The 23,356-nt window shown below is 62.6% G+C and carries 24 protein-coding genes; 12 read left to right on the top strand and 12 right to left on the bottom strand.

What is annotated here, in order from left to right; all coding sequences use genetic code 11:
- The first annotated feature begins 90 nt into the window (after nucleotides 1-90).
- Complete coding sequence (locus ACODTD_RS23350; protein ID WP_489105274.1) at nucleotides 91-1,359, top strand: Nramp family divalent metal transporter; 1,269 nt, start codon at nucleotides 91-93, stop codon at nucleotides 1,357-1,359.
- Here ACODTD_RS23350 and ACODTD_RS23345 read toward each other — a convergent pair.
- Nucleotides 1,356-2,249 (bottom strand): LysR family transcriptional regulator, encoded by an 894-nt coding sequence (locus ACODTD_RS23345; protein WP_221615773.1) that lies wholly within the window; start codon nucleotides 2,247-2,249, stop codon nucleotides 1,356-1,358. The genes ACODTD_RS23350 and ACODTD_RS23345 overlap by 4 nt on opposite strands.
- A gap of 18 nt (nucleotides 2,250-2,267) precedes the next feature.
- On the opposite strand from ACODTD_RS23345, the gene ACODTD_RS23340 reads away from it, so the two are divergent.
- A complete protein-coding gene (locus ACODTD_RS23340; RefSeq protein WP_285357986.1) occupies nucleotides 2,268-2,966 on the top strand; it encodes an NADPH-dependent F420 reductase in 699 nt (232 codons plus the stop codon).
- A 117-nt stretch (nucleotides 2,967-3,083) separates the two neighbouring features.
- On the opposite strand, the gene ACODTD_RS23335 is transcribed toward ACODTD_RS23340, so the two are convergent.
- The 3 genes from ACODTD_RS23335 to ACODTD_RS23325 are packed head-to-tail and all read right to left on the bottom strand — an operon-like array spanning nucleotide 3,084 to nucleotide 5,665.
- Nucleotides 3,084-4,265: an acetyl-CoA C-acetyltransferase gene (locus tag ACODTD_RS23335; RefSeq protein ID WP_285357989.1), complete on the bottom strand. Its 1,182-nt coding sequence runs from the start codon at nucleotides 4,263-4,265 to the stop codon at nucleotides 3,084-3,086.
- Between the two features lie 11 nt (nucleotides 4,266-4,276).
- Nucleotides 4,277-4,942, bottom strand: a complete 666-nt coding sequence (locus ACODTD_RS23330; protein WP_011333516.1) for a CoA transferase subunit B — start codon at nucleotides 4,940-4,942, stop codon at nucleotides 4,277-4,279.
- A gap of 24 nt (nucleotides 4,943-4,966) precedes the next feature.
- Complete coding sequence (locus ACODTD_RS23325) at nucleotides 4,967-5,665, bottom strand: CoA transferase subunit A (protein ID WP_007956274.1); 699 nt, start codon at nucleotides 5,663-5,665, stop codon at nucleotides 4,967-4,969.
- Between the two features lie 173 nt (nucleotides 5,666-5,838).
- On the opposite strand from ACODTD_RS23325, the gene ACODTD_RS23320 reads away from it, so the two are divergent.
- Nucleotides 5,839-6,717 (top strand): LysR family transcriptional regulator, encoded by an 879-nt coding sequence (locus tag ACODTD_RS23320; RefSeq protein WP_201817533.1) that lies wholly within the window; start codon nucleotides 5,839-5,841, stop codon nucleotides 6,715-6,717.
- Nucleotides 6,718-6,727: 10 nt separating this feature from the next.
- On the opposite strand, the gene ACODTD_RS23315 is transcribed toward ACODTD_RS23320, so the two are convergent.
- Both ACODTD_RS23315 and ACODTD_RS23310 read right to left on the bottom strand, forming a co-directional pair.
- Nucleotides 6,728-7,570: an NAD-dependent protein deacetylase gene (locus tag ACODTD_RS23315; RefSeq protein WP_285357996.1), complete on the bottom strand. Its 843-nt coding sequence runs from the start codon at nucleotides 7,568-7,570 to the stop codon at nucleotides 6,728-6,730.
- A gap of 82 nt (nucleotides 7,571-7,652) precedes the next feature.
- A complete protein-coding gene (locus ACODTD_RS23310; RefSeq protein ID WP_011333519.1) occupies nucleotides 7,653-8,699 on the bottom strand; it encodes a class I SAM-dependent methyltransferase in 1,047 nt (348 codons plus the stop codon).
- A 308-nt stretch (nucleotides 8,700-9,007) separates the two neighbouring features.
- On the opposite strand from ACODTD_RS23310, the gene ACODTD_RS23305 reads away from it, so the two are divergent.
- From ACODTD_RS23305 to ACODTD_RS23295, 3 genes are all read left to right on the top strand, one after another.
- Complete coding sequence (locus ACODTD_RS23305) at nucleotides 9,008-10,324, top strand: acetamidase/formamidase family protein (RefSeq protein WP_489105271.1); 1,317 nt, start codon at nucleotides 9,008-9,010, stop codon at nucleotides 10,322-10,324.
- A gap of 171 nt (nucleotides 10,325-10,495) precedes the next feature.
- A complete protein-coding gene (locus ACODTD_RS23300; protein WP_489105270.1) occupies nucleotides 10,496-11,335 on the top strand; it encodes an HvfB family MNIO-type RiPP peptide maturase in 840 nt (279 codons plus the stop codon).
- Nucleotides 11,328-12,077, top strand: coding sequence for an HvfC family RiPP maturation protein (locus ACODTD_RS23295; RefSeq protein WP_489105269.1), 750 nt, complete (start codon nucleotides 11,328-11,330; stop codon nucleotides 12,075-12,077). Before ACODTD_RS23300 ends, ACODTD_RS23295 begins: the two co-directional genes overlap by 8 nt.
- A 1-nt stretch (nucleotide 12,078) precedes the next feature.
- Here ACODTD_RS23295 and ACODTD_RS23290 read toward each other — a convergent pair whose 3' ends face one another.
- From ACODTD_RS23290 to ACODTD_RS23275, 4 genes are all read right to left on the bottom strand, one after another.
- The gene (locus ACODTD_RS23290) at nucleotides 12,079-13,113 is read right to left on the bottom strand and encodes an NAD(P)/FAD-dependent oxidoreductase (protein ID WP_489105268.1); all 1,035 of its coding nucleotides are present in this window, start codon (nucleotides 13,111-13,113) and stop codon (nucleotides 12,079-12,081) included.
- Nucleotides 13,100-15,280: a hypothetical protein gene (locus ACODTD_RS23285; protein WP_489105267.1), complete on the bottom strand. Its 2,181-nt coding sequence runs from the start codon at nucleotides 15,278-15,280 to the stop codon at nucleotides 13,100-13,102. Before ACODTD_RS23285 ends, ACODTD_RS23290 begins: the two co-directional genes overlap by 14 nt.
- Nucleotides 15,281-15,372: 92 nt before the next feature.
- A complete protein-coding gene (locus ACODTD_RS23280) occupies nucleotides 15,373-16,677 on the bottom strand; it encodes an ATP-binding protein (protein WP_489105266.1) in 1,305 nt (434 codons plus the stop codon).
- Complete coding sequence (locus ACODTD_RS23275; protein ID WP_007956289.1) at nucleotides 16,674-17,414, bottom strand: response regulator; 741 nt, start codon at nucleotides 17,412-17,414, stop codon at nucleotides 16,674-16,676. The genes ACODTD_RS23280 and ACODTD_RS23275 overlap by 4 nt, the downstream gene beginning before the upstream one ends.
- 306 nt (nucleotides 17,415-17,720) lie before the next feature.
- On the opposite strand from ACODTD_RS23275, the gene ACODTD_RS23270 reads away from it, so the two are divergent.
- The 3 genes from ACODTD_RS23270 (at nucleotide 17,721) to ACODTD_RS23260 (ending at nucleotide 19,608) form a co-directional block, all read left to right on the top strand.
- Complete coding sequence (locus tag ACODTD_RS23270; RefSeq protein WP_007956290.1) at nucleotides 17,721-17,990, top strand: DUF2790 domain-containing protein; 270 nt, start codon at nucleotides 17,721-17,723, stop codon at nucleotides 17,988-17,990.
- Between the two features lie 29 nt (nucleotides 17,991-18,019).
- Complete coding sequence (locus ACODTD_RS23265; RefSeq protein ID WP_489105265.1) at nucleotides 18,020-18,316, top strand: hypothetical protein; 297 nt, start codon at nucleotides 18,020-18,022, stop codon at nucleotides 18,314-18,316.
- A gap of 77 nt (nucleotides 18,317-18,393) precedes the next feature.
- Complete coding sequence (locus ACODTD_RS23260) at nucleotides 18,394-19,608, top strand: cytochrome c biogenesis protein DipZ (RefSeq protein WP_489105264.1); 1,215 nt, start codon at nucleotides 18,394-18,396, stop codon at nucleotides 19,606-19,608.
- Between the two features lie 18 nt (nucleotides 19,609-19,626).
- Here ACODTD_RS23260 and ACODTD_RS23255 read toward each other — a convergent pair whose 3' ends face one another.
- Complete coding sequence (locus ACODTD_RS23255; RefSeq protein ID WP_489105263.1) at nucleotides 19,627-20,088, bottom strand: GNAT family N-acetyltransferase; 462 nt, start codon at nucleotides 20,086-20,088, stop codon at nucleotides 19,627-19,629.
- A 230-nt stretch (nucleotides 20,089-20,318) separates the two neighbouring features.
- Between ACODTD_RS23255 and ACODTD_RS23250 the strand changes: the two genes are divergently transcribed.
- Nucleotides 20,319-20,591: a DUF4242 domain-containing protein gene (locus ACODTD_RS23250; RefSeq protein WP_007957179.1), complete on the top strand. Its 273-nt coding sequence runs from the start codon at nucleotides 20,319-20,321 to the stop codon at nucleotides 20,589-20,591.
- Between the two features lie 25 nt (nucleotides 20,592-20,616).
- Entirely contained in the window at nucleotides 20,617-21,429 is an 813-nt protein-coding gene (locus ACODTD_RS23245; RefSeq protein WP_489105262.1) for a class I SAM-dependent methyltransferase, read from the top strand.
- A gap of 63 nt (nucleotides 21,430-21,492) precedes the next feature.
- Here the strand turns inward: ACODTD_RS23245 and pcsA are convergent, their stop codons facing one another.
- Entirely contained in the window at nucleotides 21,493-22,215 is a 723-nt protein-coding gene (gene pcsA, locus ACODTD_RS23240) for a phosphatidylcholine synthase (protein ID WP_041475528.1), read from the bottom strand.
- A gap of 260 nt (nucleotides 22,216-22,475) precedes the next feature.
- Between pcsA and ACODTD_RS23235 the strand changes: the two genes are divergently transcribed.
- Nucleotides 22,476-23,201: a tellurite resistance TerB family protein gene (locus ACODTD_RS23235; RefSeq protein ID WP_489105261.1), complete on the top strand. Its 726-nt coding sequence runs from the start codon at nucleotides 22,476-22,478 to the stop codon at nucleotides 23,199-23,201.
- Nucleotides 23,202-23,356 lie beyond the last annotated feature (155 nt).

Raw genomic sequence — 23,356 nt, 5'->3', positions numbered from 1 at the left:
GTCTAAGCTGCGCCTTTCGACTTGTTTCTGGATGTGTTCGTGAAATTCAGTTTGCCCAAGATCGCCACTGCGCCGTTCTGCCCGCCGGAAGTGGCCGGCAGTGTCCCGGTCGATCCCAACGCCTCGTTCTTCAAACGCGTGCTGCGCTTTGCCGGCCCCGGTTTGCTGGTGTCGATCGGCTACATGGATCCGGGCAACTGGGCCACTGCCATCGAGGCCGGTTCGCGCTTCGGTTACAGCCTGCTGTTCGTGGTATTGCTGGCCAGCCTGGCGGGCATGGTTGTGCAATGCCTGTGCTCGCGGCTGGGCATCGCCACCGGGCGCGATCTGGCGCAGCTGTCCCGCGAACGCTACAGCACCCCGACGGCGCGGCTGCAATGGGTGCTGGCGGAAATCTCGATCATCGCTACCGACCTTGCGGAAGTGCTCGGCTGCGCGCTGGCGTTTCACCTGTTACTGGGTTGTTCGCTGACGTTCGGCATCGCCCTGACCGCATTCGATACGTTGCTGGTGCTGGCCCTGCAAAACCGCGGTTTCCGCCGGCTGGAGGCGATCATGCTGGTGCTGGTGGGCACCATCGGCGCGTGCTTCTTTGTCGAGTTGCTGCTGATCAAACCGTACTGGCCGGATGTCGCCCAAGGCTTCACACCGTCGCTGTCGGCGATCAGCGATGCTGCGCCGTTGTACCTGGCTATCGGCATCCTCGGTGCCACGGTGATGCCACACAACCTGTACCTGCACACCTCGATCGTGCAGACGCGGCTGATCGGCAAGGATCTGGCCAGCAAGCAGGATGCGGTGAAACTGGCGCGCATCGACACCATCGGTTCGCTGGCGCTGGCGTTGCTGGTCAACGCGGCGATCCTGATACTCGCGGCGGCCGCTTTTCATCAGTCCGGGCACACCGACGTGGTCGACATCCAGGACGCCTATCACTTGCTCGACCCACTGGTGGGCGGCGCGCTGGCCAGCGTGCTGTTCGGCGTGGCGCTGCTGGCGTCGGGGCAGAGTTCGACCTTCACCGGCACCATCGCCGGGCAAGTGATCATGGAAGGCTATCTGAACCTGCGGATTCCCTGCTGGCAACGACGCCTGATCACCCGTGGGCTGGCGCTGATCCCGGCATTCATCGGCGTGTGGCTGATGGGCGACGGCGCGGTGGGCAAGTTGCTGGTGCTGAGTCAGGTGGTGCTGAGCCTGCAATTGCCGTTTGCGCTGTATCCGCTGATTCGCATGACCAACGACAAACAGCTGATGGGACCGTTTGTGAATCGCTGGCCGACGCGGGTGCTGGCGTGGGGATTGTTTGTGCTGATCAGCGGGGCGAATGCCTGGTTGATTCTGCAGCTGGCGGCCTAGCGGCCAAACGCTTCGACCACAAAATCAATGAACACTCGGGTCTTGGCCGGCAGCAAGGTTCGGCTCGGGTAGTACAACGATATTGCGCCGGCATCGCATTGCCAGTCGGGCAACAGCTGCACCAGTTCACCGCGTTCGATCTGCGCGCTGACATCGGGCAGCACCAGCATCGTCACGCCCAAGCCCAGCAGCGCGGCCTTGCGCATGGCCATCGGGTCATTCAGCACGATGCTCGGGTTGAGCAGGGCGCTGGCCTGTTCGCCGGTTTCGTTGTGCATCTGCCATTGGCGCAGGCGCCCGGTGCGCAGGCCGCGCATGACGATGCCCTGGTGATCGGCGAGATCAGCCGGATGTCGCGGCAGGGTACGGCCCGCCAGATACGCCGGCGACGCCACCGCCAGCACTTCGGCGGACGACAATGGCCGGGCGACTACGCCGGGTGTCAGCTCGAATCCGCCGCCAATCGCTACGTCGTAACCCTCGGCGATCAAGTCCACCTGACGATTTTCGAAGTGCCATTCCGGGCGAATCAACGGATAGCGCGCCAGAAACTCCGGCAATAGCGGCAGCATGTGATCGATGCCGAACGTCGGCGGCAGGCTGATCTTGAGCACGCCCGCCGGCTCTCCGCGCTCGGTCGCCACCGTAGCAATCGCGGCCTGCAAGGCATCGAGGTTGCCGCCGATGCTCGCCAGAAAACTCTCACCAACCTCGGTCAGCGACAGCTTGCGGGTCGAGCGCTGAAACAGCCGCACGCCGAGGTTGCGTTCAAGAATTGCCACGTTGCGACTGACCGCCGCCGGGGTCAGCGCCAGCAACCGTGCGGCGGCGGAGAAGCTGCCGGTCTCGGCGCTGCGGACGAAAGATTCCAGATTGGCGAGGGTTTCCATGGATTCGACCTGATAGCGATGCTTGAAGATCATTCAAGGCATTACCGGCTAATCAAGTGGGAATGGCAAGCGCAAGATTCGTTTCGAGTCTTACCTCACTTTCAGGAGAACACCATGAGCACTATCGGAATCATCGGCGCTGGCGCCATCGGTTCAGCGTTTGCCAAAGCCTTGTCGCGTCAGGGCATCCCGTTGGTCATCGCCAACAGCCGCGGGCCGGAGACCCTGGCTGAACTGGTCGCAGAACTCGGCCCGACCGCTCGCGCCGTTACCCGTGAAGAAGCCGCCGCCCAGGACATCGTGCTGGTCGCGGTGAACTGGTCGAAACTGCCAACCGCACTGGCCGGTCTGCCGGACTTCGGCGGGCGGATCGTCATCGACGCCAACAACTCGATTGAAGCTCCGTCCTTCAAACCGGTGGATTTGCAGGGACGGCCGTCCAGCGAAGTGTTCGCCGAATGGGTGCCGGGCGCGCGGGTGGTCAAGGCGTTCAACCACTTGCTGGCGCGTTTGCTGGAAGCGGATCCGGCGTCGGAGGGCGGCAAGCGCGTGCAGTTCCTGTCCGGAGATGACGCTCAGGCCAAGGCTGAAGTGGGCGCGCTGATTGATCAGCTCGGTTTCTTCGGTATCGATCTGGGCGAGTTGAGCGTGGGTGCGCGACTGGTACAGTTCCCCGGCGGACCATTGCCGGTGCTGAATCTGGTGAAGTTCGCCTGACGGCCGGGCAAAAAAATACCCGGTGCGACGTGAGTCGTACCGGGTTTTGTTGCCAACGGGCAGTGGATATCGTGGATCCGCCGCCCGCTGTGAACTCGCTTTTGTAACTCTGCGGCCTTACGCGCGTTCCAGCGCCAGGGCCACGCCCTGACCGCCGCCGATGCACAGGGTCGCCAGACCCTTTTTCGCATCACGTTTGATCATTTCGTGCAGCAGGGTCACCAGCACACGGCAGCCCGATGCACCGATCGGGTGACCGAGGGCGATGGCGCCGCCGTTGACGTTAACCTTGTCCAGATCCCATTGCAGATCCTTGGCCACCGCCAGCGATTGCGCGGCGAAGGCTTCGTTGGCTTCGATCAGATCCAGCTGGCCGATGTTCCAGCCAGCCTTGTCCAGGCAGCGGCGAGTGGCGGACACCGGGCCGATGCCCATGATCGCCGGGTCGACGCCGGCGTTGGCATAAGCGGCGATTTTCGCCAGCACCGGCAGGCCCAGGGCCTTGGCTTTTTCGGCGCTCATCAGGATCACGGCAGCCGCGCCGTCGTTCAGTGACGAAGCGTTGCCGGCGGTGACGCTGCCGTCCTTCTTGAAGGCCGGACGCAGTTTGGCCAGGGAATCGGCGGTGGTATCGCCACGTGGTTGTTCGTCGACCTTGAACGCCACCGGATCGCCTTTGCGCTGCGGGATCAGGATCGGGGTGATTTCATCGACAAAGCGACCGGCCTCGATGGCTGCGGCGGCTTTTTGTTGCGACGCGGCAGCGAAGGCGTCTTGCTGCTCGCGGCTGATCTCGTATTTCTCGACCAGATTTTCGGCGGTGATACCCATGTGGTAATCGTTGAACGCATCCCACAGGCCATCGCTGATCATGGTGTCGACGATTTGCGCGTGCCCCATGCGCAGACCGGTGCGTGCGCCCGGCATGACGTAGTTGGCCAGGCTCATGTTTTCCTGGCCGCCGGCGATGATTACGTCTGCGTCGCCGCAACGGATCGCCTGGGCGCCGAGGTGCAGGGCCTTGAGGCCCGAGCCGCAGACCTTGTTCAGGGTCATGGCCGGCACTGCGTGGGGCAGGCCGGCCTTGATCGCCGATTGGCGCGCCGGGTTCTGGCCGGCGCCGGCGGTCAGCACCTGGCCCATGATCACTTCATCGACCTGGGCACCGTCCAGTCCGGTCTGCTCAAGCAACTGGCGGATGACCGCTGCGCCCAGATCCACGGCGGAGACGGTGGCCAGCGATCCCTGGAAACTGCCGATCGCGGTGCGCGTGGCGGCAACAATGACGACGTCTTGCATTTTCGAATTCCTCACTCGGCAGCGAACTGCATTTCCGGTACGTGATCCGGGACGATCAGTTTACCAGCGGTTTTGGCGACGATTTCCTCGACGCTGACGCCAGGTGCGCGTTCCTTGAGGACAAAAGCGCCATTTTCGATTTCCAGGTACGCAAGGTCAGTCAGCACGCGCTTGATGCAACCGGCGCCGGTCAGCGGCAGGCTGCATTGGCTCAGCAACTTGGACTCACCGTCCTTGGACGCGTGGGTCATGATCACGATGATGTTGTCGGCGCCGGCCACCAGGTCCATCGCGCCGCCCATGCCCTTGACCAGTTTGCCCGGGATCATCCACGAGGCGATGTTGCCTTGCACGTCCACTTCGAAGGCGCCGAGCACGGTCAGGTCGACGTGGCCGCCGCGGATCATGGCGAAGGACTCGGCGGAGTTGAAAATCGATGCGCCGATGCGCGCAGTTACGGTTTGCTTGCCGGCGTTGATCATGTCGGCGTCGATGGTGTCTTCAGTCGGGAAAGGGCCCATGCCGAGCAGGCCGTTTTCCGATTGCAGCATGACTTCCATGCCTTCGGGGATGTAGTTGGCGACCAGGGTCGGAATGCCGATGCCGAGGTTAACGTAGTAGCCGTCCTGCATTTCGCGGGCGACGCGTTGAGCCATTTGTTCGCGGGTAAGTGCCATGTTCTTGTTCTCCGTCAGCCTGGATTATTTGCGGATGGTGCGTTGTTCGATGCGTTTTTCGAACGTGCCGCAAATGACCCGGTCGACGTAGATGCCGGGCGTGTGGATGTGTGCGGGATCCAGCTCGCCGGGTTCGACGATTTCTTCGACTTCGACCACGGTGATCTTGCCGGCAGTGGCGGCCAGCGGGTTGAAGTTCTGCGCGGTGTGGCGGTAGATGACGTTGCCGAAATGGTCGGCTTTCCAGCCTTTGACGATGGCGAAGTCGCCGGTGATGGACTCTTCCATCAGGTACTTGCGACCGTGGAATTCACGTACTTCCTTGCCTTCGGCGACCGGGGTGCCGACGCCAGTAGCCGTGAAGAACGCCGGGATGCCGGCGCCGCCTGCGCGCATTTTCTCGGCGAGGGTGCCTTGCGGGGTCAGTACGACTTCGATGTCGCCTTTGAGCAGTTGCTCTTCGAACAGTTTGTTTTCGCCGACGTAGGAGGCGACCACCTTGCTGATCTGGCGGTCGGTCAGCAGCACGCCGAGGCCGAAGCCATCAACGCCGCAGTTGTTGGAGACGACGGTGAGGTCGCGGGTGCCCTTGCGCTTGATCTCGGCGATCAGGTTTTCCGGAATGCCGCACAGGCCGAAGCCGCCGGCGATCACGGTCATGCCGTCTTCAAGACCTGCCATGGCTTCCTCGTAGGAATACACGCGCTTGTCGAAACCTGCCATATGCACCTCTTTTATTGTTTGTCGGGCGGCTGGCTAGCCGAATGACTGGAGTGTCGCGCTGAAGGATATATTTGTTAAGTTGATTTTTAAGGTTGATTGATTGATAAAGCTCATTAAATGTCCGCCGTGGTCGGCGGACGGATGTTCAGCTTAGTCCGTCGAGTAACACAACCATGACCATCAAGCAGATACGCGCTTTTCTCGCCGTGGCCCAAAGCCTGAGCTTTGCCGTGGCCTGCGAGCGCCTGCACCTGTCGCAATCGGCGCTGAGCCTGACCATCAAGGCGCTGGAAGAAGGTTTGGGCGGGCGTCTGTTCAGCCGCAACACGCGCAACGTGGCGCTGACCCCGGAGGGCGAATCGCTGCTGCCGCTGGCCCGGCGCCTGATCGCCGACTGGGACAACGCCGAAGACGAGATGCGCCAGCGCTTCAGCCTGCAACGCGGGCGGGTGACGCTGGCGGCGATGCCGTCGTTTGCCGGCAATCTGCTGCCGCCGATCCTCAAGACCTTCCGCGCGCGCTATCCAAACGTCAACGTGACAGTCAACGACGTGATCAACGAGCAAGTGCTGGAAATGGTTCGCGATCGTCAGGTCGAACTCGGCGTGGCCTTCGAGCCGATGCAGAGCACTTCGCTGACGTTCACGCCGCTTTACCGCGATCGCTTTGTCGCCGTCGTGCCGCAGGATTCGCTGCTGGCCGACCGTAGCGACATTGATTGGCAGACCTTGCTGCAGGAACCGTTCATCACCCTGCAACGACCGTCCACGGTTCGGGTGATGCTGGAAGAACACCTGCAGGCCCGAGGGATGAAACTGCCGGTGGAGTTTGAAAGCCATCAACTGGCGACGGTCGGGCGGATGGTGGCGAGCGGGCTGGGCGTCAGTGCGGTGCCGGCCTTGTGTGCCGGGCAGATGCGCGAGTTGGGCGCGCATTGCCTGACCTTGCACGAGCCGGTGGTGGAGCGGGCGATTGGCGTGCTGACGGATCCGGGGAATGAACTGTCGGCGGCGGCGCAGGCGCTTTTTGACATTCTCAAGGCTGAACACTGACCTGGGCAGGTCATGAAATCAGGCGTTGTGTCAGCAACGGTAATAGCTGTTCGCAGGACGCTTCAATCTTCAAATCCAGCAACTCATCCGCCCGCGTTTTCCCCAGATTGATCGCGATCAGCGGCTTGCCCCGGTCCGCAATCACCCGGCACAGGCGAAACGCCGAATACGCCATCAGCGACGAACCCACCACCAGCATCCCGGCGGCATTTTCCGCCAGCGCCATGGCCCGTGCCGCTGTTGGCTGTGCCACGTTCTCACCAAAAAACACCACGTCCGGTTTCATCCGCTCGCCTGCGCAGTGCGGACAGTGTGGCACCTGAAAGCGCGCCTCGAACGCCGGGTCGAGCAGAGTGTCGCCGTCCGGCGCCTGCATGGCATCGACGCCGGCCAGATACGGGTTCTGCGTTTCCATCAATTGCTGAATCGAGTCCCGCTCGCTGCGCTGGCCGCAATCCAGACACAGCACCCGGTGCAGGCTGCCGTGCAGTTCGATGACGTCGTGACTGCCGGCCTGATCGTGCAAGGTATCGACATTCTGAGTAATCAAACCGCCGATCCGGCCTTGGCTTTGGAGGCTGGCCAACGCCTCATGGGCAACGTTCGGCCGCGCCTGGCGCACGCGCGGCCAGCCGAGCATGGCCCGGGCCCAATAGCGGCGGCGCGATTCCGGGGCGGCGAGGAATTCCTGGTACATCATCGGCTGCCGGCCACGGCGCACACCGTCGGTGTCGCGGTAGTCCGGAATTCCCGACGGCGTGCTGATGCCGGCGCCGGTCAGCACAATGAAGTCGCCGTCGGCCATGACCTGTTGCAGATAGTCGAGCGGGTCGGGGAGGGGACGGTCGAGCATGATCAGCGCTCCGCAGGCTGTAAGTGCCTTGCAGGTTAGCACCGACGGACGCTCCCCGGCAGGCGCGTCCTGTGCCCGGTTTTTACTTGCGCGCCTCCAGAATCAGGTTGAACGGCGTCTGCGTCGCCCGCCGGAAGTGTTTGAAGCCGGCTTCGGTAAACACCTTGCGCAAGCGTGACTCGCCCGCCTGCGCACCGAGGCCGAGGCCCACTTCCTGGGATAGCGAATTTGGCGTGCAGATGAACGTTGACGCCGCATAGAACAAGCGCCCGACCGGCGTGATGTTTTCGTCCAGGGTGTCGTTGGCAAACGGCTCGACCAGCAGCACCGTGCCGTCGTCTTTCAGGGATTCAAAGGCGTGTTTGGCAGCTCCGACCGGATCGCCCATGTCGTGCAGGCAGTCGAAATAGCAGATCAGGTCATAGTCATCGCCGGGATAGCTTTTCGCCGTGCCTTGGAAGAACCGCGCGCGACTGCTGACGCCGCCTTCTTCGGCCCGTTGGGTGGCGACGGTGATCGAAGGCGCGTGATAGTCGAAGCCGACGAACCGCGAGTTGGGATAGGCCTGGGCCATGATCACCGTGGACGCACCATGACCGCAGCCGATATCGGCGACCTTGGCGCCTGCTTCGAGTTTGGCCACCACACCGTCCAGCGCCGGCAGCCATTCGGCGATCAAATGCCCCTTGTAGCCGGGGCGGAAAAAGCGCTCGGTGCCGGTGAACATGCACGGATGGTGATCACCCCACGGCAGGGCGCCGTTGCCGCGCATGGCTTTGACCAGTTTGTCCTTGTCATGGAAAAACGATGCCACCACGCCGAGGCCGCCGGCCACGTACACCGGCGAATCTTCCTTGGCCAGGGCCAGCGCCTGTTCTTCCGGCAAACGAAACTTGCCGTCGTGGTGTTCCATGTAGCCGGACGCCGCGTGGGCGCTCAGCCATTCGCGCACCAGTCGCGGGTTGCAGGTAGTTTTTTCGGCAAGGGTTTCGGGGCTGATCGGCTGACTGTCGGCCATCGCCCGGTAAAGGCCGAGTTCTTCGCCGACAATGACATTGGCCAGCATCGCCGCGCCGCCCATGTCGTTGACCAGTTTGCCCATGAATTCGTTGAGTCTGGCCTCGTCCATTTCATGTGCTCCTTTGACAGAATCACAGTCCGGTGGCGTTGGGGGTCGAGGCATTCACCACCGGGCGGTGGTCGTGGAAACGGGCAGGGCGACACTGCTGTCCTGCGTCCCCCTCGACTGGGTACTGATTGAGTCTAGCCGCTGTTGGCGCCGGTGGGAGCGGGCTGCGTGGATTTCGAGGCTTGTATCGTTGTGTATCGCGACGGTGCGTGGATACACAGACTGACCATTGTAGCGTTGGCCGGACACAGCGCCGATACAAACCTGCGTTGAACTGAGCCGCCCAGCCTGCCAACGAGGTGATTTCCATGAGCGCTCCCATTCAGCTGTCCGTCGAACGGCTGCACGTCAACCAGTACACCAACGGCCTGATCGGCCCAGGCCAGAAGATGCGCGGCCCGCTGGCCGACGGCGGCACGCTGGTCACGGGGACGCCGCCGGGGTGCTGGGGGCCGATGATCACGCCGTCATTCGAGGGCGGCCATGAAGTGACGCAACCGGTGTACATCGAAGGCGCCGAGGTCGGCGATGCGGTAGCGATCAAGATCAAACGCATGCAGGTCACGTCCCACGCCACGTCGTCAGGAGTGATGAGTTTTGTTGAAGGGCGATATCACGGCGATCCGTTCGTCGCCAAATACTGCAGCCAGTGCGGCACCGAACACCCGGCGAGCCATGTGGAGGGGATCGGCGAGGAGGCGATTCGCTGCAACCATTGCGGCGCCGAAGTCAGTGCGTTTCGCTTCAGCCACGGTTACGTGATCGTGTTCGACGCCGAGCACCAGGTCAGCCTGACGGTCAATCAAGAGGTGGCGGATCGTCTGGCCGGCAAGGCGTCGCAAATGTCCGCATTGCCGGAAATGGCGGCGCAGCACTCGATTCTGTCCCTGGCCCGGGCCGACATGCCCGGCGTGGCGGCGCACATGCGGCCGTTTCTCGGCAACATCGGCACCACGCCGTCGCGGGATCTGCCGGACTCGCATAACTGCGCCGATTTCGGCCAGTACCTGATCGGCGCCCCGCACCGCTTCGGCATGACCCGCGAAGAACTGCACGCGGCCAAGACCGACGGCCACATGGACACCAACTCGATCCGCGAGGGTTGCGTGCTGATCTGTCCGGTCAAGGTGCCGGGCGCCGGGGTGTACATGGGCGACATGCACGCGCAGCAGGGCAACGGCGAAATCGCCGGCCACGCCACCGATTGCTCGGGGGAAACCGAGGTACAGGTGCATGTGATCAAGGGCCTGACTCTGGAAGGGCCGATTCTGCTGCAGAACCTCGATGATCTGCCACCGATGGCCCGGCCGATGAACGCCGAGCAGTTGCGCCATGTCCGCGAGCTCGGCGCCCGTTGGGGTCAGCACGACATTCAGGCCACCGGGCCGATCACCTTCATCGGCAGCGGTGAAAACCTCAACGTTGCGGTGGAAAACGGCCTGCATCGGGCCGCCGCCGTCACCGGCCTGCCATACGATGAAGTGCTCAACCGCGCGACCATCAACGGTTCGATCGACATCAGCCGTTTGCCTGGCACGGTGCGGGTAACGTTCCTGTGCCCGATGGACGTGCTCGATCGCCTCGGCATTGGCGACCTGGTCCGCGAGAAGTACGACCTCGCGTAACTCGCCGCTCACCAAGACGGCAGCGGGTCTGTATCCCACTGTGTACAGACCCGCCGCCGATACAAAACCCGCCACTTCCCGCGCATTGCCCACACAGCCGCGATACACCCGCCGGTTTTACTGAACCTGTCAGTCGCCACGCCCGGCGGCTCCTCAGCAGAGATCTTGCCCATGCAGATTCCCCACCCCTCCTTGCAGGCCAGCGTCGGGCTCGGCCTGCGTCGCGGCTTGATGAAAGACCTGCAGGCCGCCCGCACCGGCGATTTCGATTTTCTGGAAGTCGCCCCGGAAAACTGGATCGGCGTCGGCGGTGCCCATGGCGCCGCGTTGCGCGAACTGGCCGAGCGATATCCGTTGTCCTGTCACGGGTTGTCGTTGTCGCTCGGCGGCTCGGCGCCGCTGGACGTTGGTTTCCTCCGGGAAGTGCGGACCTTTCTCGATCATCACAAGGTGCCGTTGTACAGCGAACACCTGAGCTATTGCAGCGACGACGGTCACATCTATGACCTGCTGCCGTTGCCGTTCACCGAAGAGGCGGTGCGCCACGTCGCCGCACGGATCCGCCAGGCCCAGGACGTTCTCGGCCGGCGACTGGCGGTGGAAAACGTTTCCTACTACGCCGCGCCTCGGCAGGACATGGACGAAGTGACCTTCACCAACGCCGTGCTGCGCGAGGCCGATTGCGATCTGCTGCTGGACGTCAACAACGTCTACGTCAACTCGATCAACCACGGTTTCGACCCGCAGACGTTCCTGGCCGCCATTGAGCCGGGCCGGGTGGTCGGGATGCACGTGGCGGGGCACTTTGACGAGTCCGACACGCTGAAGATCGATACCCACGGCGCCTCGGTCAAACCGGTGGTCTGGTCGTTGCTGGCCGACGCCTATGCCCGATTCGGTGCGCAGCCGACGTTGCTGGAGCGGGATTTCAATTTCCCGGCGTTTTCTGAACTGGTGGCCGAGTTGCAAACCATTCGCCGCCTGCAATCCGAAGGAGGCCCGCGTGGATAATCTTCTGCTGCAACAACAGGCCCTGACCCGCTATTTGCGCGATCCAGAACATGAAGCGCTGCCGTCCGGCATGAACGCGGCGCGGGTCAATGTCTATCGCGATCTGGTGTTCAACAACGTCTCGCAACTGCTGGGCGGTACGTTTCCGGTGCTGATCCGGATCATCGGCCATCAGCGCTGGCGCACATTGATCCGCGGCTTCCTGCGGGATTACCGCGCGCAGACGCCGAAATTCGGCGAGATCGCCGAGGAGTTTGTCGGTTACCTCGCCTCGGAGCCGGCCGTGTTGAATAAGGGCGACTGGCCGGCGTTTCTGGTGGAGCTGGCGCATTACGAATGGGTGGAAATGGTGTTGCAGCAGTCCGACGCCGAAACTTTGCTCGCGAGTGATCCGGCGCACTTGCAGGAGCGGCCGTTGCAGGTTTCGGCACTGGCCTGGCCGTTGGCGTACACCTGGCCGGTGCAGATGCTCGGGCCGGATCATCAACCGGCCACACCACCTGTCCAGCCGACGCTTTTGCTGGTGCGGCGAACGGCGGACTGGAGCGTGAAGTTTTCCGAGCTGAGCCCATTGGCCTGGCGGTTGTTGCAGCGGATCGAGGCGTTCCCGTTGCTGAGCGGTAATGAGCAACTGCAAGGATTGGCGTTGGAGGCGGGGTTGCCCGGAACTGCGTCGTTCATGGAAAGCGGACTGGCGTTGTTACGGCAACTGCATGAGGACGGGGTGATCGGCGTTGTCTGAGTCAGACATGAGGTTGCAGCCAGCGTGGCGGATCAGGATGAAGGCGATAGAAGCGACTTAGTTGTTCCATGTCTTTCTCGAACCAGTCGCCCAGCCATTGGCTGTATTGCCTCTGAGCCGACGATTGCACAGAGGGTTGCCCTATGCAGTCGGACACCACCTGCGCGGCCTGCATGCCGGTCATCAAGGCCTTGAGCACGCCATGGGAAGACGCCGGGTCAAGCTGACTGGCCGCGTCACCGACCATGAAGTAGCCGTTACCGGCGACTGCCGTGCTGATCCGCCACGTTACATCGGCGCCGTGGATGGCGCCTTGCGTGGGCAAGTGTTGCAGCTGCTCTGGAATCGCCGGGCGGCGCAGGTTCGGCGCGTCGAAGGCCAGATGCGTCCAGTGCGTCAATTGCGCCTGCACGTTTGCGATCCACGTCCATCCACCGGGAACTGCTGACAAGTGCGGTGCGTGCCGATAAGCGAGTGGACAACCCCGGACGTAACCGTAGCGGGCAATCAGGCGTGGCGAACAGCGGCGGATGGTCAATCCCAGCTGTCGATGCAGCCAGGCTGACGCGCCGCTGGCATCGATCACATAGTCGGCGTGCAACGGGCCTGAATCGGTTATGACACCGCGCAAGCGACTCTTCTCGCCAAGGATGGCGAGAGCGCGACACGGCTGGTGCACCATCACCCCCAACGCTGCGGCGTGCTGCAATAACGCTGTGTCCAGCGTTGCCCGGGGAATCTGAAAGCCTCGCCATGAACCCTTGTCGTCACTGCCGAAGCCATTGAAACGCAGCGGCCCGTTCCATTGCACCCAGTGCCCGTTGAAACGCAGCGCATCCTGCACACATAGTTGCCCGGCGACGCCCAGTTGCGCCAACACGGGTTCGATGCCTGGATGCAGGCTCTCACCGGGGCGAAATCGCGGGAATTCCTGACGCTCGATCAATGCCACGTGCAGACCGCGTTGTGCGCAACCGATCGCTGCCGCCGATCCCGCCGGACCGCCACCAATCACCACGACATCAAAGGGCTTCAAGGGCGAGTTGCCACGCAGCATTTTCGTATTTGACCAGTATCGTTTCGGCGCTGACGAACAGTCGCACTTGTTGTTTGACTTGCACATCCCTCCATTTGAAGTCTTCAGCAGGGATGCTCATGACGCCGCGTTCGTACATCAGGAAGCGAAAGACCCAACCGCGCAACACGATGCCGACCTGCTGTTGCGCCGATTCCAATTCCGGATCGGGTCGCTGCACCTGGATGAAGGACAGCAACGGCCACGTATTACGCAAGGCCTTGTCGGTTCCCGTACCGAGTACGTTGTACACGCGGTACATCGAGAGCACCCGGTCTTGATATTCCTGCTGGGTGATTGCGCCGGTCTGCTGCAGGGAGAATCTGTTTTCAAGGGCGACTTGTGTGTAATCGCTGTATTCGTAGGCGCGATAGCGGACGAACGTCCGACCCTGATGCTGGATCAGCTGCGCGGGTGGTTGGTTGTCCCAGGCGACGGCGCTTCTTCCGGTTTCCGCATCGGTCAACGGGATAATGGTGTGCAGGCTGGAGCGGGGCTCGAAAGTGCTCGCGGAGTCGGGTGCCAGGCCTGGCCAGAAAGAGCCCAGTGCTGCGCAGATTCTGGCGTCCTCGGGAAAAGGACTGGCCATCTGGTAACCGGCGAGATGGTCGATCCAGCTACCGTCCGGGCTTTGCTCACGCACCCGGCCTACCCCCCAACCCGGGGCGAAAAGTCCGGCTTCGCCGTCCGGCAATGTGGAAGGACGGTCGATGCCTACAGGGCGTGTGCCGGTCAGCGGCCATGAGACCGACTTGCGCGGCAAACCGACAATCGCGGTGACTCCCCGATCCTCCGGGGAGAACGGCTGACCCGCAAGTGTCAGGTTGGCGCAATAACGCACATTCGATAACGCCTGCAGTCGGGCATGCCAGATGCTCGAGCCGGTGAAGGCTGGCACCTGGCCGGCCCAGTGCATCAGGCGCCGTGGGTGGCAAAACGGAAAGAAATCCGGGGTGGCAATGATCGAATAGGCAGGAATCGACTGCAGATGCCCCAGCGACGTGCAGTGCGCGCGGATGTAACCGTCGGCCGTGCCGTCCCGATGGTGCAGGGCGCGATAGCCGCCTTGCTTCACCAGCTCGGCGACACCCTCGCGGTGGTTCAGATCTTCGATGGTGCCATTGTCGTGGAGCATTGACCGACCGTGGATCATGCCTCCCGAGTCCCTGGGCATCGTGAATGACAACAACTGGCCCCGGTACCAGGCCTGCTCGGCGAGCCGGGGTCTGGGCCGGGGCAGCAGTAGACTCGACCCCGATCCGCGCTCCACCTCCAGCGTTGCCAGACCATCGGTGATGACAAAGGGGTATTGGGAAATATCCGGTTCTTGCCAGCCGGTGTCACTGTGACGCAGATGGATGTGGCGAATCTTTTCATTGATATGAAAAGCTTTGAATTTCACCTCCAGATCAAGTCCCGCAAGGCATTCCTTGCCATCGAACAGCTTGTGCATCGGCACCCAGAATTTCAGTGCGGGATCGACGTCCGGCTGAGCATCCATCGGGCCGAACTGTTCGTGATTTCCTTGGCGTTGCACGGCGATATAGGCGCTGTAATGCACCGGCATTATGCGAATGCCGTAGGGGTCGTCCTGAACGAACGGCAAGAAGCAGCGCAGCTCGGGGGCGTACAGGGCGCTGGTATTGCCCACACGCGCAATACCGCTGCGCGAGTAACACAGATCGGCGTGCTCACCATGCACCGTATCGGCGGCGCAACGGTACTCGCTGGCAAACACTGCCACGGCCAGCGGTTCGCCCTGGGCCTTTCGCTGCAAATCCTTGAGCGAGGCTGGACGGACGCCGAAGACGTAGTTCAGAACAGCCCGGATCTCGACAGGGGTTGGATAGGTTTGCAGGGGCTGACCACTTGCATCGCGCGTGACCCTCGGCGACGCCAGCGCATGGAAGAGCAGGCTTTGAGCAGGCCGGGCAGGTTCGATCGCCCGATTGCCGGCCGGGCAAAAGTCTTCAAAACCGGGACGCGACCGGTCGATACGCAATGGTTTGAGCAGTTCGTCCTTGAGCGGTACGGCGAGAATATCCAGACCTTGAGCCAGCATCAGCGAGTGCCAGCCGCCCGGCGCGAGCCGCCGACAGGCTTGAGTGACAGAATCGAGCAGAGACATGGTTCACCACGCGACGGCTGAGCGAGGTGTCATCCCACAATAATTCTGCCTGGCCGGCTACTGTCAGATCTGACAGTAGCGACCGCTGGTGCTCAGCTCAATGGCAGTTTCAGCTCCGCACACAACCCGCCACCTTCGCGATTGCTCAGCGTCAGCGAACCGCCCAGCGCCAGCGCCAGTTGCTGGGCGATCGCCAGCCCCAGCCCGGTGCCGCCGGTGCTGCGGTTGCGCGAGTTTTCCACGCGGTAGAAAGGCTCCATCACCTGGGCCAGCTCTTCTTCGGCGATGCCCGGGCCGCGATCCATGACCTTGATCGACAGGCCGCTCTTGTCGCGTTGAATCAGCAGCTCGGCAGCCCCGGCGAACTTCAGCGCGTTGTCGGTCAGGTTGACCAGCACCCGGCGCAACGCGTGGGGGCGGGTGTCGATGACCGCGTCACTCTTGCCGCTCAACTGCACTTCCTTGCCCATGTCCTGATAGTCGAACACCAGGCTGTCGAGGAACGAGTCCAGATTGGTGCGTCGGCTTTCTTCAGTCGAGCCGTGGATGCTGCGGGCGTAGGCCACACCTTCGCGCACCAGATGCTCCATCTCACCGAGGTCGCTCCACAGTTTGTCTTTCTCGGCGGAATCGTCCATGAACTCCGCCCGCAGTTTCATGCGGGTGATCGGGGTTTGCAGGTCGTGGGAAATCGCCGCCAGCAGTTGCATGCGCTCCTTCAGGTACGCGGCGATGCGCGCCTGCATCGAGTTGAAAGCGCGGGCGGCGTAAGCCACTTCGTTCGGGCCTTTTTCGTCGAGGTTGATCGGGTGCGCGTTGGGGTCGAGGGTTTCCACCGCGTTGGCGAGACGGGTGAGGGGGCGGATGGCGATACGCACTGCCAGCCAGGTGCAGGCGAGCATCAGCGCCAGTTGCCCGAGTAACACCACCGGCAGCCACGGCGACAGCGGCACCATCGATGGACGCACATCGATGGTCACCGGGCTGCCGTCGCTCAGGCGCAGGTGGCCTTGAAAGTGTTTTATCGGGCCGGGAATATCGGTGAACGTCAGCGGATAGGCCTCGCCAATTGCGTCGGTAATCGAGGTGACGGCAATCGGTACGTCCTGCGGGTCCAGCGGCGTGCCCGGTTCGCCTTCGCTCAGCAGATAACCGTAGTTCTTGCGCGCCAGACGTTTGAGCCACATCGGGCGTTCTTCGGCGGGCAGACGATCAAGAATGGCAATCGAGGTCGAGACGTCGGTTTCGAGGTTGCCGAGCATGGTGTTTTTCGCGCTTTCGTAGCGCTCGTAATATTGCGCGCCGAACGACAGCGCCTGAGCGAGGATCAGCCCGATCAGGAAAATCAGCGACAAGCGGGAGGCGAGGGTGCGCGGCCAGCGCAGGGCGACATTCATGCGGGGGCTCCGAGGACTTCGACCGGCAGCGAGAACACATAGCCTTCGCTGCGCACGGTCTTGATGTAGGCCGGTTCACGGGCGTCATCCAGCAGGCGCTGGCGCAGACGGCTGACCAGCAGATCGATGGAGCGGTCGAACAGATCGGCGTCACGGCCCTGGGTCAGATTCAGCAATTGATCGCGGCTCAGCACCCGTTGCGGATGGTCGAGGAACACGCGCAACAGACGGTATTCCGCGCCACTGAGCGCGACCATGGTGCCGTCCTTGTCCAGCAGATGCCGAGCCGATGTGTCGAGCTGCCAGCGACCGAACGCCAGCAGCCGACCGCTTTCGGTGACCACCAGGTTCGGCGGCAGCATCCGGGTGCGGCGCAGCACGGCATTGATCCGCGCCAGCAGTTCGCGGGCGGCGAACGGTTTGGTCAGGTAGTCGTCGGCGCCCATTTCCAGGCCGAGGATGCGGTCGGTTTCATCATTGCGTGCGGTGAGCATCAGGATCGGCGTGGCCCTGTGTTTGCCCGAGCGCAGTTCGCGGCACAGCAGCAGGCCGTCGTCGCCGGGCATCATGATGTCGAGCACGATCAGGTCGACGGTGTTGGCTTCCAGAAAGCTGCGCATCTGCCGGCCATCGGCAACCACCGTGGTGCGAAGGCCGTTCTTCTTCAGGTAATTGCCGACCAGTTCGCGAATCTCGCGGTCGTCGTCGACGATCAGGATGTGATCGACATGTTCCATGGGGCCAAACCTCGATCAAAGGGGATTGCCGGGCAGTCTATCGAGCCTGCGCGAGGCCGCCTGCCTGCCTTTGTATTGCAGTGTATCCAGCGCTGTGACGGATACACGCCGACGCAAAAAGCGGATTTTTACAGGGTTTTGTATCGCTGTGTATCCCGGGCGCGTGCGGATACGTAGCGATTTATACACGGCATTTGCCGACACATGCGCGATACCTCGCGAGCTTTAAATGAGCTCCATCGAGGCACACCCAGAACGCCTCGGCCCAATCAACGATTCAACCATTGAAGCCCCGAGGAAAACGCCATGAACACCAAGACCAAATCGATCGCTGCCGCTTGCCTGTTTGCCGCTTTGAACATCTGCACCCTGTCGGCCCGCGCCGAAGCCGATGTCACCCCGCAAACCTACTCCTACGGCAGCCACCTGGACATCCAGAAAGTGGTGTCGCTGAAACAGGACAACTCGATGACCTGCGGCATCGTCGACGCCCGCCTGACCTACCTCGACTCGGCCGGCAAGACCCAGGTGCTCGACTACCGCAAATTCGCCGACGGCTGCAACGAAGACAACTGATTACCCACCTCTATAAAAGGAACATCGCCATGAACAACGTATCGCGCTATCTGACCGCTGTTGCCTTCTCCCTCGCCGGCGTCGCAGCCCACGCCAACGCTGCCGTCGAACAGAACAGCTGTGGCAGCAGCACCTGCTTCCAACTGGCTCCGGTGGCCAAGCCGGTCAGCGACGGCCTGATCGCCGCCGATGGCGCCAGCCGCACGCCACAGGGGCAGACACTGGCCGCCGACGGTTCCAGCCATACGCCGCAAGGCCAGATGGTGGCTGAAAACGGTGCCAGCCGTACGCCACAAAGCCAATGGCTGGACAGCCAGACGGCTTGAGGATTGAAGGGGGCTGCCCGTAACGGGCGCCCCCCGAACCACTCAACAGACCACCCCTCATTCAAAAGGTGAACCTCATGTTTCTCATCGCTTTCCTGGGCGGTCTGTTGACTGTCCTCAGTCCGTGCATCCTGCCGGTGGTGCCGTTTCTGTTCGCCGGTGCCGACCGCACCCGTTCTTCGATCCTGCTGACCCTCGGCGGCATGGCCCTGACCTTTGCCCTGATCTCCAGCCTGGCGGTGGTCAGCAGCGAGTGGGTGATTGAGGCCAGCAACACCGGTCGCCACATTGCGCTGGCGGTGATGGTGCTGTTTGCGCTGTCGCTGATTTCCGCGCGCATCGGTGACTGGCTGGCGCGGCCCTTCGTGCTGCTGGGCAATCGCCTCGACCCCGACGCCCGGAAAAAGACCGGACCCATGGCGTCGATCATGATCGGTGTCGCCACCGGTCTGCTGTGGGCGCCGTGCGCCGGCCCGATCCTCGGCGTGATCCTCACCGGTGCCATGCTGCAAGGTGCTAGCGCTCAGACCAGCCTGTTGCTGCTGGCCTACGGTGCGGGCAGTGCGCTGTCGCTGGGGACGCTGATTTTCGCCGGTCGCGGTCTGGTCAATCGGCTGAAACCGTCGATTCCGTTCACCGGCTGGTTCCGCCGCGGCGCGGGTGTTGCGGTGCTGGCGACGGCGGCGGTGATCGCCACCGGTGCCGACAACCTGCTGCTGGCCAACACCTCGTCCCAAGGCGTGGCATCGGTAGAGAAAAGCGTGCTGGAAAACGTGCCGAAGGTGGTGGACTACTTTGTCAGCAAAGTCCGTGCAGACTCGACTGAAGACGAGGCGAGCAAAGGCGCGATGCCATCGCTGTCCGGCGCGGTGCAGTGGCTGAACTCTCCGGAACTGAGCGCTGAGTCCCTGCGCGGCAAAGTGGTGCTGGTGGACTTCTGGACCTACGACTGCATCAACTGCCAGCACACCCTGCCGTACGTGAAGGAGTGGGAGAAGAAGTACGGCAAGGACGGTCTGGTGGTGATCGGCGTGCACACCCCGGAATACGGTTACGAGCGGATCATCGACAACGTCAAGGATCAAGTGCACAAGCTCGGCATCACCTACCCGGTGGCCATCGACAACAACTACGCGATCTGGCGCAACTTCGATAACCAGTACTGGCCGGCGCATTACCTGGTCGACGCCAAGGGCCAGGTGCGTTACACCCACTTTGGCGAAGGCAGTTACCAGGCGCAGGAGCAGATGATTCAGCAACTGCTCAAGGAGGCCAAGGCGCCGGCTGCGTAAACCGCAAAACTCAATGGCTCACAGGTCGCGCACCATGAGCCATTGTTCGTTGCCCCAGGCGTGAAAACGCTCCAGCACCGTCCAGCCGCGTTTGGCGTAATAGTCCCGTTTGTTCTGGGTGTGCAGGTAGAAACGCGGCAGGCCCCGGTGTTTCGCTTCTTCAGCGATTCCCTCGATCAACCTCTCTGCCAGGCCCTGGCCGCGTGATTCGGGGCTCACCAGCACACAGGCCAGCCACGGCTCCAGATCCGGTCGAAGGGCAAGGTCCGCCCGGGCCAGTGCCGCACCGCCCAGCAGTCGATCCCCGTCCAGCGCAATCAGGCAACGCCAGTCACCATTGGTCTGGCCCTCGGCAAATTCGCGCTGCCATTCGGCCAGGGGCTGCTCGGCATATTCGTAGTGAAACTGGCGGTGGATCCATGCCGCGTAGGTGTCGCTGTGCTGCATGTGATCGGTGAGCCATTCGAAGCGCAAGGACATGATCGAATTCCGTTTCGGGGGAGGGTCTGCATGAGAGCCGATCAGCCGGCGCGTTGGCAACCCCCCGACAGTGTTTCGGGGCCTTTACAAAATCTCGCCATTCATCGGCCAGCGCCCGGTTTTACGGGCTCTCCGGACGATTGGCAGGGACGCCGCACGGCGCCCGCGCGATAGTGGGCGAGCAGGGCCGCCAACGGCTCTGACATCCATAAAAAGAATGCGAGGTTGCCATGCCGAAGTTCGTGATTGAACGCGAGATTCCAGGAGCCGGAAAGCTATCGGAGCAAGAACTCAAGGCCGTGTCGCAAACGTCCTGCAACGTGCTGCGTGAACTCGGGCCAGAGGTGCAGTGGCTGCAGAGTTATGTGACGGCCGACAAGATCTATTGCGTGTACATCGCACCCAACGAGGAACTGGTGCGCGAACACGCCAAGCGTGGGGGATTTCCGGCCAACAGCGTGTCCCGGGTGACGAGCATCATCGACCCGACCACCGCCGATTGACCCCTCTGCCGCGGAGCACCCATTCATGAGTACCCCCATTGATCTCACTGCCCTGAAGGAACGCCAGAAAGTCGCCTGGGCCAGTGGCGACTACGCCGTGATCGGCACCACCTTGCAGATCGTCGGCGAAACCCTCGCCGAAGCCTGTGACCTGCGCTGCGATGAAGAAGTGCTGGATGTCGCCGCCGGTAACGGCAACGCCACGCTGGCGGCGGCACGCCGTGGTTGCCTGGTGACGTCCACCGACTATGTCGCGGCATTGCTGGAACGCGGCCAGGACCGGGCGCGCGCCGAGCATCTGGACGTGACCTTTCAGGTCGCCGATGCCGAAGCGCTGCCGTTTGCCGACTCCAGTTTCGACGCGGTGCTGTCGACCTTCGGCGTGATGTTCGCCCCGGATCAGGCGAAGGCGGCCAAGGAGCTGGCGCGGGTCTGCCGCCGTGGTGGCCGGATCGGCCTGGCCAATTGGACACCGGAAGGTTTCGTCGGCCAGATGTTCAAGACCCTCGGGCGCTATCTGCCACCGCCACCCGGTGCGCAACCGCCCTCGAACTGGGGCGCGGAAGCCTGGCTGCATTCGCAGTTCGACGATCGCCAGTTTCAGGTGCAGGTGACTCGCCGCCACTTCAACTTTCGCTACCGCTCGGCGGCGCATTTCATTGATGTGTTTCGCCACTGGTACGGCCCGGTACACAAGGCGTTCGCGGCGTTGCCGCCGGAGAGCGGGCAGGCGCTGGAGACGGATCTGACGCTACTGATCGACGGGTTGAACCGGGCGGGAGCGGAATCAATGGTGGTGCCGAGCGAGTATCTGGAGGTTGTGATAACCAAACGCTGAGCGTCATGCAAAACAACTGTGGGAGCGAGCAGGCTCGCTCCCACAGGGATCCCGACAGGGCTTCTATTTCAGATGCGCACCGTCAAACCACTCCAGCGCCGTGCGCCAGATGCAGATGCCGAGAAAGTACGCCGACGCCAGCAGCCACAGGCCCATCACCAGCGGGTTGATCACCGGGTGGTTCAGCACCAGCGACAGACTGCACAGCAGCCAGATCGCCGTCACCGCAATGTTGATCGGCATGAACCGGCGTACCCGGAAAGGATGCAGGAATTTCATGCGGGTCACGGTCAGCAGCGCCAGGCCGATCACCGTCAGGAAGGTGAGCCACGGCCCCGGATCGATGATGTACAGACACAACGCAACCACGTTCCAAGCGGCGGGGAAGCCGACGAAATAGTTGTCCTTGCTCTTCATGTTGACGTTGCAGAAGCAGAACAGTGACGACACCAGAATCAGCGATACGGTCAGCAGCAGGGTGTAGTCGGGCAGGGGAATGTAGCGATAGATGAACAGCGCCGGAATGAACACATAGGTCAGGTAATCGATCACCAGATCGAGGATCGATCCGTCGAAACTCGGCAGCACCGACTGCACGTTGACCTTGCGTGCCAGCGCCCCGTCGAGGCCGTCGACGATCAGCGCCACGCCGAGCCACATCAGGCAGTGGATTGGCTGGTTTTCCAGCAGGGCAAGGGTGGCCAGAAAAGCGGTGACCACGCCGGTCGCGGTGAAACCATGGGCGCCCCAGGCCTTGAGCCTGGCGATGTGGACGGTCGATATCACGAAGGCGTTCTCCAGAAAATGCAGCAAGCCGCGTAAACCCTTGGGCAGCAAGGGCGGCGACCAACCGGGTCGGGGTTGCAGCTATCGACCGGTCGGGCCGGGTCAAGGTTCACCCATTCGTGAAGATTAGCTGGCCGGGGAAAAATTTCTCTGGAGAATCGCTCGCCCAGGGCCACGTCAGCCCAACGGTGCTGGCGCAACGCATCAGGAGGGCTATCGTTGCCTGACGCAGTCATACCCCTTTGCCTGAGGACGACGTCATGAACACCAGCGATCTGCTCGAACAACTGCTGCGAGGCCAGGCCTCGGCGGGACAACAAGGTGGCGCGTCGGCCGGCGGGGGAGCGGGTGGGCTTGGCGGGTTGCTCGGCGGTCTGCTGGGCGGCGGCAGTGGCGGCGGTTCTGCTGCCGGAGGGCTGGGTGGCCTGGGCGGGTTGCTTGGCGGATTGCTCGGCGGTGGCGGGGCGCTGGGTGGCGGGACGCAGCGTCGTTCCGGCGGCACCAATTACGCAGCACTGGCCTCGCTGGGCATGATGGCCTTCCAGGCGTATCAGGCCTGGCAACGCAGCCAGGCTTCTGCTGCGCCGCAGCAAACCCCGCAAACCGCGGATCTGCTGTCGGGCCCGCAAGTCGAAGAACACAGCCACGCCGTCCTGCGTGCGTTGATCGCGGCGGCCAAGGCTGACGGGCGGATCGACGAGTCGGAAAAACACCTCATCAGCAGTGAAATCGGCAAGCACACCGATGACCCGAACCTGCAGCAATGGCTCGACGACGAGGTCGCCAAACCACTGGATCCCACCGAAGTGGCGCAGGCGGCGCAGAACGATCCAGCCATGGCCGCCGAGATGTACCTGGCCAGCGTGATGCTGGTGGACGATCAGCAGGACGCCGAGCGCAATTATCTGGATGAACTGGCAGCGGCGTTGCAGATTGACCCGGAGTTGCAGATTCACCTCGAACAGCAAGCCAAAGGCACGGCCTGACCCTCTCATCCCACAGCCTTGGACCGCTCTGTTCAAGCAAGGAGCGAGCCGAAGGCTCCGTCCGTCAGGGCAATTTTCAAGCCGATTGAATTTTTGACGCGCCAAGCCTCTCTGCTTCATTAGAGGCGAGTGACTGAGCGTCCTGCCAATCGATC

Source organism: Pseudomonas sp. FG35 (genome assembly GCF_057809295.1).
The sequence above is the reverse complement of the archived record's forward strand: the minus strand, read 5'-3'. Positions and strand labels throughout refer to the sequence as shown.

Bases quoted from the DNA above. Each gene is read 5' to 3' on its own strand.
- ACODTD_RS23345 (WP_221615773.1), bottom strand. From the start codon at position 2,249: ATGGAAACCCTCGCCAATCTGGAATCTTTCGTCCGCAGCGCCGAGACC.
- ACODTD_RS23340 (WP_285357986.1), top strand. From the start codon at position 2,268: ATGCTTGAAGATCATTCAAGGCATTACCGGCTAATCAAGTGGGAATGG.
- ACODTD_RS23335 (WP_285357989.1), bottom strand. From the start codon at position 4,265: ATGCAAGACGTCGTCATTGTTGCCGCCACGCGCACCGCGATCGGCAGT.
- ACODTD_RS23330 (WP_011333516.1), bottom strand. From the start codon at position 4,942: ATGGCACTTACCCGCGAACAAATGGCTCAACGCGTCGCCCGCGAAATG.
- ACODTD_RS23325 (WP_007956274.1), bottom strand. From the start codon at position 5,665: ATGGCAGGTTTCGACAAGCGCGTGTATTCCTACGAGGAAGCCATGGCA.
- ACODTD_RS23320 (WP_201817533.1), top strand. From the start codon at position 5,839: ATGACCATCAAGCAGATACGCGCTTTTCTCGCCGTGGCCCAAAGCCTG.
- ACODTD_RS23315 (WP_285357996.1), bottom strand. From the start codon at position 7,570: ATGCTCGACCGTCCCCTCCCCGACCCGCTCGACTATCTGCAACAGGTC.
- ACODTD_RS23310 (WP_011333519.1), bottom strand. From the start codon at position 8,699: ATGGACGAGGCCAGACTCAACGAATTCATGGGCAAACTGGTCAACGAC.
- ACODTD_RS23305 (WP_489105271.1), top strand. From the start codon at position 9,008: ATGAGCGCTCCCATTCAGCTGTCCGTCGAACGGCTGCACGTCAACCAG.
- ACODTD_RS23300 (WP_489105270.1), top strand. From the start codon at position 10,496: ATGCAGATTCCCCACCCCTCCTTGCAGGCCAGCGTCGGGCTCGGCCTG.
- ACODTD_RS23285 (WP_489105267.1), bottom strand. From the start codon at position 15,280: ATGTCTCTGCTCGATTCTGTCACTCAAGCCTGTCGGCGGCTCGCGCCG.
- ACODTD_RS23280 (WP_489105266.1), bottom strand. From the start codon at position 16,677: ATGAATGTCGCCCTGCGCTGGCCGCGCACCCTCGCCTCCCGCTTGTCG.
- ACODTD_RS23275 (WP_007956289.1), bottom strand. From the start codon at position 17,414: ATGGAACATGTCGATCACATCCTGATCGTCGACGACGACCGCGAGATT.
- ACODTD_RS23270 (WP_007956290.1), top strand. From the start codon at position 17,721: ATGAACACCAAGACCAAATCGATCGCTGCCGCTTGCCTGTTTGCCGCT.
- ACODTD_RS23265 (WP_489105265.1), top strand. From the start codon at position 18,020: ATGAACAACGTATCGCGCTATCTGACCGCTGTTGCCTTCTCCCTCGCC.
- ACODTD_RS23260 (WP_489105264.1), top strand. From the start codon at position 18,394: ATGTTTCTCATCGCTTTCCTGGGCGGTCTGTTGACTGTCCTCAGTCCG.
- ACODTD_RS23255 (WP_489105263.1), bottom strand. From the start codon at position 20,088: ATGTCCTTGCGCTTCGAATGGCTCACCGATCACATGCAGCACAGCGAC.
- ACODTD_RS23250 (WP_007957179.1), top strand. From the start codon at position 20,319: ATGCCGAAGTTCGTGATTGAACGCGAGATTCCAGGAGCCGGAAAGCTA.
- ACODTD_RS23245 (WP_489105262.1), top strand. From the start codon at position 20,617: ATGAGTACCCCCATTGATCTCACTGCCCTGAAGGAACGCCAGAAAGTC.
- ACODTD_RS23235 (WP_489105261.1), top strand. From the start codon at position 22,476: ATGAACACCAGCGATCTGCTCGAACAACTGCTGCGAGGCCAGGCCTCG.